At 68.2% G+C, this 8,395-nt stretch carries 6 protein-coding genes; 5 read left to right on the forward strand and 1 reads right to left on the reverse strand.

The window, feature by feature from the left end:
• Window positions 1-82 precede the first annotated feature (82 nt).
• From panB to DYI24_RS15975, 5 genes are all read left to right on the forward strand, one after another.
• Complete coding sequence (gene panB / locus DYI24_RS15955; RefSeq protein ID WP_164572988.1) at window positions 83-907, forward strand: 3-methyl-2-oxobutanoate hydroxymethyltransferase; 825 nt, start codon at window positions 83-85, stop codon at window positions 905-907.
• 163 nt (window positions 908-1,070) lie between these two features.
• Window positions 1,071-1,727, forward strand: a complete 657-nt coding sequence (locus DYI24_RS15960) for a tetratricopeptide repeat protein (RefSeq protein ID WP_164572989.1) — start codon at window positions 1,071-1,073, stop codon at window positions 1,725-1,727.
• A gap of 45 nt (window positions 1,728-1,772) precedes the next feature.
• Entirely contained in the window at window positions 1,773-2,324 is a 552-nt protein-coding gene (locus tag DYI24_RS15965) for a hypothetical protein (RefSeq protein ID WP_164572990.1), read from the forward strand.
• A 72-nt stretch (window positions 2,325-2,396) separates the two neighbouring features.
• On the forward strand, window positions 2,397-3,776 hold the full coding sequence (gene der, locus DYI24_RS15970; RefSeq protein WP_164572991.1) for a ribosome biogenesis GTPase Der: 1,380 nt from the start codon (window positions 2,397-2,399) through the stop codon (window positions 3,774-3,776).
• Complete coding sequence (locus tag DYI24_RS15975) at window positions 3,773-5,041, forward strand: TCR/Tet family MFS transporter (RefSeq protein ID WP_164572992.1); 1,269 nt, start codon at window positions 3,773-3,775, stop codon at window positions 5,039-5,041. The genes der and DYI24_RS15975 overlap by 4 nt, the downstream gene beginning before the upstream one ends.
• Before the next feature lie 37 nt (window positions 5,042-5,078).
• On the opposite strand, the gene DYI24_RS15980 is transcribed toward DYI24_RS15975, so the two are convergent.
• Window positions 5,079-8,395: IPT/TIG domain-containing protein (locus DYI24_RS15980; RefSeq protein WP_164572993.1), on the reverse strand; the 3,317-nt coding region annotated here is incomplete at its 5' end.

Consider the following 8,395-nt stretch of genomic DNA (forward strand, 5'->3'; position numbering starts at 1 on the left):
TCGCCGTCTTCGGGCGGTATCTGGCGCTCGCCTTCGTCTTCCATCCCTACGTTATCGGCGTGTCCGTGTTCGGAGCCTAAGCATGTCTGTTCAATCGACGATCCGGCGGAAGACCGCTCCCGACATCCGCGCGCGCAAGGGCGGTGATCCGATCGTGATGCTGACCTCGTATCACGCGCACACCGCCTCGCTGGTCGATCGTTATTGCGACGCCATTCTGGTCGGGGACTCGCTCGGCAACGTGATGCACGGCTTCGAGACCACCGTGCCGGTGACGCTCGAGATGATGATCCTGCAGGGCCATGCGGTGATGCGCGGCTCGCAGCACGCGCTGGTCGTGGTCGACATGCCGTTCGGTTCGTACGAAGCGTCGAAGGAGCAGGCCTTCCACTCTGCGGCGCGGATTCTCAAGGAGACGCACTGCGGCGCCGTGAAGCTCGAAGGCGGCGTGCGGATGGCGGAGACGATCAGGTTCCTCACCGAGCGCGGCATTCCGGTGATGGGCCACATTGGCCTGACGCCGCAGTCGATCAACACGCTGGGCTCGTTCCGCGCGCAGGGCCGCGAGGAGGGGAGCTGGGCGCCGATCGAGGCCGACGCGAAGGCGGTCGCCGATGCCGGCGCGTTCTCGGTGGTGGTGGAAGCCGTCGCCGAACCGCTCGGCCGCAAGATCACAGAGATGATTTCGATCCCGACTATCGGCATCGGCGCCAGCGCCGCCTGCGATGGTCAGGTCTTGGTGCTCGAAGACATGCTCGGCCTGTCGCCGAAGCCGCCGAAATTCGTCAAGCGCTATGGCGACCTCGGCCCCGGCATCGAAGCCGCGATCAAGGGCTACGCCGAGGAAGTCCGCTCGCGGGCTTTTCCGGGGCCGGAGCATGTTTACGGGATGAAGTCGAAGGCGTGAGGCGACCGCCAGGGCGTGCGCGCCGGTCAAGGTATCCCCTTGATCCGGCTCGCTTTGCCTTGCCAGCGCCATAACGCTAGGGTATCGCCCGCGCGGCGGCGAGGGATGGGCTAGCGGCGGCCCTGTTGGGCTGTTGCGCTGTCGGGACAGGAAGAATCTCCAAGTGTCTGAATTATTTAACGAAGTCGACGAGGAGCTGCGTCGCGAGCGGCTCAAGAGGCTGTGGGACAAGTACTCGATCGTTATCGTCGGCGGGGCGCTCCTGATCGTGGTCGGGGTCGGCGCCTGGCGCGGCTATGAATATTACGAGGCCAAGAAGGCGGCCGAAGCCGGCGCGGCCTTCGTCGCCGCTGCGGACCTTGCCGAGCAGAACAAGCACACCGAGGCGGAGGCTGCGTTCGACAAGATCGCGGCGTCGGCGCCTGCCGGCTATCGCACGCTGGCGCGCCTGCGGGCTGCGGCCGAGATCGGCACGCGAGATCCGCAAGCCGCGGTGAAGCGCTACGACGAGATCGCGGCCGATCGCAGCCTCGCGGCACCGTTCCGTGAACTCGCCAGCATCCGCGCCGCCAACCTGGTGCTGGAGACCGCGAGCTACAACGATCTGGTGCAGCGCCTCGAGCCGGTGGCATCCGGCAACGGCGCCTTCCGTCATACCGCGCGCGAACTGCTGGCGCTGGCGGCGTGGCGGGCCAACAACGTGGCGGCGACCCGGCAGTGGATCGACAAGATCACCACCGACGCCGAAACCCCCGGCAGCCTGCGCAGCCGGGCCGATGTGCTGCAGGCGCTGCTGCCGCCCACCGCGACCAAGAGCTGACGTCGTTCGAGCGACCGCGACACCAAAGATTGTGAGAGATAATCCATGCGCCTGTCGCACCGCCTGATTCCACTCGCCGTGCTGGTCGCGCTGTCCAGCGCTCTGGCCGGCTGTGGCAGCATGAGCAGCTTCGATCCGACCGACATGTTCGACTTCCTGGATCAGAAGAAGAAGCTCGCCGGCGATCGGAAGCCGGTGTTTCCGGAAGGCGTGCCGGGCCTCGAGCAGGGCGTGCCGAAGAGCCTGTACAAAGACGAGGTCGAGCAGCAGCAGCGCCAGCAGGCCGCCGCCGAGGCCGCGCCTGCGCCGGTTGAAGAGAAGCCGAAGCCCGCCGCCCGTTCCAAGAGCCGGCACAATTCCGCGGCGCGCCGCCCGGCTGCGCCGGCCGCTGAGCCCGCCGCCGAACCGGCCGCCGAGGAAGAGGGCGGCGCCGCCGCCGTGCCGCCGGCGCCGAAGCCGGCCAAGCAGTCGCGCCGCCGCGTCACCGCCCCGCCGGCCGACGATCAGTCCTCCGCACCGGCGCCGGCGCAGTCGCAATCCTCCGGAACGGCTCCTTCCTTCCCGGCGCCGCTGCCGAGCGGCAGCTTCCAGCGCTAATTCAGGCTTCGGCCTCGAAGGTCTGACCCGAGCGACATTGACAGGCCGCCGCTTCTCGGCGACGGATCAGCCATGTCTTTCACCCTCGCAATTATCGGCCGGCCTAACGTCGGCAAATCGACGCTGTTCAATCGCCTCGTCGGCCAAAAGCTGGCGCTGGTCGACGACGCGCCAGGCGTGACCCGTGACCGCCGTGAAGGCGAAGGCCGGCTCGGCGATCTCAGCTTCACGCTGATCGACACCGCCGGCCTCGACGAGGGGCCGAAGGGCTCGCTCACCGCCCGGATGCAGGAGCAGACCGAGACCGCGATCGCGCTTGCCGATGCGCTGTTGTTCGTGATCGACGCCCGCGCCGGTCTGACCCCGAACGACCGCGCCTTTGCCGACTTTGCCCGCCGCGCCAACAAGCCGGTGGTGCTGGTCGCCAACAAGAGCGAGGGCAAGCACGGCGAGGTCGGCGCGATGGAATCCTACGCACTCGGCCTCGGCGATCCGGTGCAGATCTCCGCCGAGCACGGCGAGGGCCTGGGCGAACTCTACGACGCGCTGCGTCCGCTGCTGCCGGAACCGGTCGAGGACGAGGAGGACGACGAACTCGCCGACCAGAGCGAAGAGGCGATCGCGACGCGGCCGATCCGGGTGGCGATCGTCGGTCGTCCCAACGCCGGCAAGTCGACCTTCATCAACCGGCTGCTCGGCGAGGAGCGGTTGCTGACCAGCCCCGAAGCCGGCACCACCCGCGACTCGATCGCCGTCGAGGTCGAATGGAAGGGCCGCGACTTCCGCGTGTTCGATACTGCCGGGCTGCGCCGCCGTTCGCGGATCGAAGAGAAGCTGGAGAAGCTGTCGGTCGCGGATGCGCTGCGCGCGGTGCGCTTTGCCGAAGTCGTGGTACTGATGATGGACGCGCAGCACCGCTTCGAGGAGCAGGATCTGCGGATCGCCGACCTCGTCGAACGCGAGGGCAGGGCGCTGGTGATCGCCGTCAACAAGTGGGACCTGATCGAGCGCCAGGGCGGCCAGATCGCGCAGCTTCGCGCCGATGCCGACCACTGGCTGCCGCAGATCAAGGGCGTGCCGATCGTCGCGACCTCCGGCATGCTGGGCGAGGGCGTCGACCGCCTGATGCAGGCGATCCAGGATGCCTATGCGGTGTGGAACAGGCGCGTGCCGACCGCGGCGCTGAACCGCTGGTTCGAGCAGGCGACTTCGCAGAACCCGCCGCCGGCAGTCTCGGGCCGCCGCCTCAAGCTGAACTACGTCACCCAGACCAAGGCGCGGCCGCCGAGCTTCGTGGTGTTCTGTTCGCGCGCCGATGCGGTGCCGGAATCGTACTTGCGCTATCTCGTGAACAGCCTGCGCGGCGCGTTCGAACTGCCCGGCACGCCGGTGCGGATCACGCTGCGCGAGAAGGCCAATCCGTTCGCCCACAAGCGTAAACGCAAGTCATGACCGAGGAAGCCACAGCGCAGCAGCCGCCGGTGCCCGGCATGACCGGGCCGCGCCGCGCCGCCGTCGGTTTCATCTTCATCACCATCCTGCTCGATATGCTGAGCATCGGCATGATCCTGCCGATCCTGCCGAAGCTGATCGAGAGCTTCTCCAACGACAACACCGCGGACGCGGCGCGGATCTACGGACTCTTCGGTACTGCCTGGGCACTGATGCAGTTCGTCGCGTCGCCGGTGCTCGGCGGGTTGTCCGATCGCTTCGGCCGCCGGCCGGTGATCCTGCTGTCCAATCTCGGCCTCGGGCTCGACTACATCCTGATGGCGCTGGCGCCGTCGCTCGGCTGGCTGTTTCTCGGCCGGGTGATTTCCGGTATCACCTCGGCGAGTATTTCGACGGCTTTCGCCTACATCGCCGACGTCACGCCGGCGGAAAAGCGCGCTGCGGTGTTCGGCAAGGTCGGCGCCGCGTTCGGGCTCGGTTTCATCATCGGTCCGGCGATCGGCGGGCTGCTCGGCGGCGTCGATCCGCGACTACCATTCTGGGTCGCGGCCGGGCTGAGCCTGTGCAACGCGCTGTATGGTCTGTTGGTCCTGCCGGAGTCGCTGCCGCCGGAGCGGCGCTCGCCGTTCCGCTGGAAGTCCGCCAACCCGGTCGGAGCGGTGCGGCTGCTCGCCTCCAACAGCCGGCTCGCCGCGATGGCAGTGGTGGAGTTCTGTGCCGAGGTCGCCCATGTCGCGCTTCCGGCGACCTTCGTGTTGTATACGAGCTATCGATATGGCTGGAGCGAGACCAAGATCGGTCTGGCGCTCGCTTTCGTCGGCGTCTGCACTGCAATCGTGCAGGGCGGCCTGGTTGGTCCCGCGCTGAAGCGGCTCGGCGAACGCAACGCACAGATTATCGGCTATGGCGGCGGGGCGCTCGGCTTTCTGATCTACGCGCTGGCGCCGACCGGCGCGCTGTTCTGGATCGGCATTCCGGTGATGACGCTATGGGGAATCGCGGGCCCTGCGACCTCCGGGATGATGACTCGGCTGGTGGCGGCCGACCAGCAGGGCCAGCTGCAGGGCGCGATGACCAGCGTCAAGAGTATCGCGGAATTGATCGGGCCTTTCCTGTTCACGCTGATCTTTGCGTATTTCATCGGCGCAAACGCGCCGTTCGCATTGCCAGGCGCGCCGTTCCTGCTCGCCGGCGTGCTACTGAGCGTCTCGGTGCTGGTCGCGGCGACGGCCGGCGATGCGCGGCAGCGGGTTCCCGCCGGTTAGTTAGCTGAGGCCCGCTGTTGCTGCGCGGCCGGCTCTCTCAGAACGGCACGGATGCCCGGCCGCGGAGCGTCCAGATCTGGACGGTGCCGCCCAGGCCGCCGAGTTCGCCGCCGACCGCGACCGCCGCGCCGTTGCCGAACCGCGCTGCGATGCCTCCGGTCAACCGTGCCGACCAGCCGTCCATCAGCGGCACCGAAGCCAGCGGCGCTCCGCCCGCGAGCGTGATTGTCTCCGCGTTGTCGCCGAGGAAGTAGTAGTCGACAAACACGCCGGTGTAGGGCGCGAGCGTCAGCGTCGCGCTGTAGATCCAGGGATAACTGACCTTGAGGCCGGCCGATGCCCGCCCGGTGAAGAACTCGCGCTGGGCCTGCGGAGTGCCAAGGGAATCGATGTAGGCGTTTTGGCGCTCCCACAGCGCATAGACCTTCGCCGATGGCTCGATCGCGAAGCCGAACGCCTCCGTGGTGCCGGTGATGCCGCCCGACACCAGCCACCGCCGGCCATCGAAGCTGCCGAAGGCGCTTCCGGCCGAGCCGTCGTAACCGATCCCCGAATAGGCGCCGGCGATGTCGAAGCGCAGCCCGGCGGCGGATCGCCACGCCGCGTAGGAGCCGATCGTCCAGCCATCGCCTTTGAGCCTGCCGTCGAGCGTACCGGACTTGTAGTCGAAGGTCTCGTAACCACCGACGAGGCCGATCAGGAAGTCCGGAGACGGCTTCCGGGTCAGTCCGATCAATGCATTGACCTGGTTTCCGCTGAGCACCGAGCTGCTGCTGCTGGCGTTCCATTGCCCGATGCCGGCCGCTTTCACCTCAGCCCACATCAGCCAATCCTTCGGCTCGACCTGTGCCTTCGCGGGTACCTTTGTGATGTCGGCCTTGCGATCTATCGCCGCGAAGGTGTCGTCAAAGCGGGATCGGCCTCGTCCCGGCCCGGTCGGATCGCCCATGCCGAATCCGAAGCTTCGGCCGGGCCCGTTGTCGCGGGCGTATGACCGTGACCAGCTGCTCTCGACGGCGCTGTCGGCCGCCCCGGTTCGGCTCTGCGACGGATCGTCGGTGAAGTTGAAGCGGAGGCCCGTGCCGGATGGTGCGACCAACTCGCCGCCGTCGTTGAACCCCTCGGAAATCGCAGAGTCGATCGCCCCAGAGATGGCAGCGCCGGAGGTCTGCGCGATGGTCTTGCTCGCGATGATCTGCATGGCGCGCAGCTTGAGACTGTCCTGGGGTGTGTTGACGGCTTGCAGCAGCGGCGACGAGCTACTGGCGGAGTAGCTGGCGTTGCCGATGAACGCGGCCAGAATGGTATGTGAGCCGACCGTCAGGTTGCTGGTGGTGAGCGTCGCGCTGCCGCCGGACAAAGCGACCGAGCCTATCGTGACGCCGCTGTCGGTGAAGGTCACGGTGCCGGTCGGGACGGAGCCGCTCGCCGTCACCGTCGCGGTGAAGCTGACGGGCTGTCCCGCTTCGCTGGGGTTGCGCGACGAGGTGAGGGTCGTGGTTGTCGTGGTGACGATATAGCTGAATAAGCCGGCGCCGGTACCGCTGCCGCCCGGTGTCGTCACGGTGACGTCGACCACGCCTGCGGCATGAGCAGGAGTCGTTGCGGTGATGGTGGTGGCGCTGGTCACGCTCACGGCGGTGGCCGCGGTGCCGCCGAAGCTGACGGCGGTAGCGCCGGTGAGGTTGTTACCGGTGATCGTCACCGAGGTGCCGCCCGCGCCGGGGCCGCTCGCCGGACTGATCGACGTAACGCTGGGACCGGTGACGTAGCTGTAGAACCCGGTCCCGGTCGCGGTGCCGCCGGGCGTCGTCACCACGACGTCGACGCTGCCCGCAGCGTGAGCGGGCGTGGTCGCCGTGATCGTGGTGGCACTCACGATAGTGACGCTCGTGGCCGCAACCCCGCCGATCGTCACGGCCGTCGCCCCGGTGAGGTTCGTCCCTGTGATGGTGACCGACGTGCCGCCGCCGATCGGGCCCGCGGCGGGAGCGATCGCCGTCACCGTCGCGGCCGCGATATAGGTGAAACCGCCAGTCGACGTGACCGGGCCGCCGGCGGTGGTGACGACGACATCCCGAGCGCCCGAGGTGCCGGCGGGTGTCGTGATCGCGATCGAGGTCGCGGTGTTCGTTCCAAGGGTCGCGGCCGCTCCGCCGACCGTCACCGAGGTGACGCCGGACAGGTTGGTGCCGGTGATGGTCACCGACGTGCCGCCGGCGGCCGGGCCTGAGCTCGGCGAGATCGAGCTGATGGTCGGGGGCGCCACATAGGTGAAGCCGCCGGTGGATGTCACCGATCCGCCGGCGGTTGTCACGACGACGTCGCGTGCGCCGGCCGTGCCGCTCGGGGTCGTCACCACGATCGATGTGGACGTGTTCGTGCCGAGCGAGGCAGCAGCGCCGCCGATGCTGACCGAAATGACGTTGGCGAGATTGTTGCCGGAGATAGTGATGGAGGTGCCGCCGCTGGTCGAGCCGGAGTTGGGGGAGATCGTGCTGATCGTTGGCGGGCCCGCGTAGGTGAAACCGCCGGTGGCCGTGGCCGAGCCGCCACCGGTCGTCACGACGACGTCGCGCGCCCCGGCTGTGCCGGCCGGCGTGGTCACGACGACCGAGGTGGACGTATTGGTGCCGACTGTGGCCGGTGAGCCGCCGATCGTCACCCCGGTGACCCCGGCTAGATTGGTGCCAGTGATCGTCACCGACGTGCCGCCCGCCGTCGGGCCGGCGTTCGGCGAGATCGAGCTGATCGACGGCGACAGGATGTAGGTGAACCCGCCGGTTGCTGTGACCGAACCGCCCGGGGTGGTCAGGACAACGTCGCGTGCTCCGGCCGTGCCGGACGGTGTCGTCACCACGATCGACGTCGAAGTATTGGTGCCGAGGGCCGCGGATGCGCCGCCGATGGTAACCGCGGTCACTCCGGACAGGTTCGTGCCGCTGATCGTCACCGATGTGCCGCCTCCGGTCGAACCGGAGTTCGGGGAGATCGTGCTGATCGTCGGCGCCGCCGCGTAGGTGAAGCCGCCGGTCGACGTCGCAGCGCCACCGGGCGTGGTGACGACGACGTCTCGTGCCCCGGCCGTTCCGGACGGGGTGGTGATGACGATCGACGTCGCCGTGTTGGCGCCCAGAGTTGCCGCAGCGCCGCCGACCGTCACGCTCGTGACACCGGACAGATTGCTGCCCGAGATGGTGACGCTGGTGCCGCCAGCGGTCGGGCCCGCACTGGGTGAAATCGAACCGATGGTCGGGCCGGCGATGTAGGTGAAGCCGCCGGTCGAGGTGGCCGAGCCGCCGGCTGTTGTCACCACCACGTCGCGCGCGCCAGCCGTCCCGGACGGCGTCGTAA

Source organism: Rhodopseudomonas sp. BR0C11 (assembly GCF_010820945.1).
Classification (GTDB): Bacteria; Pseudomonadota; Alphaproteobacteria; order Rhizobiales; family Xanthobacteraceae; genus Rhodopseudomonas; species Rhodopseudomonas palustris_H.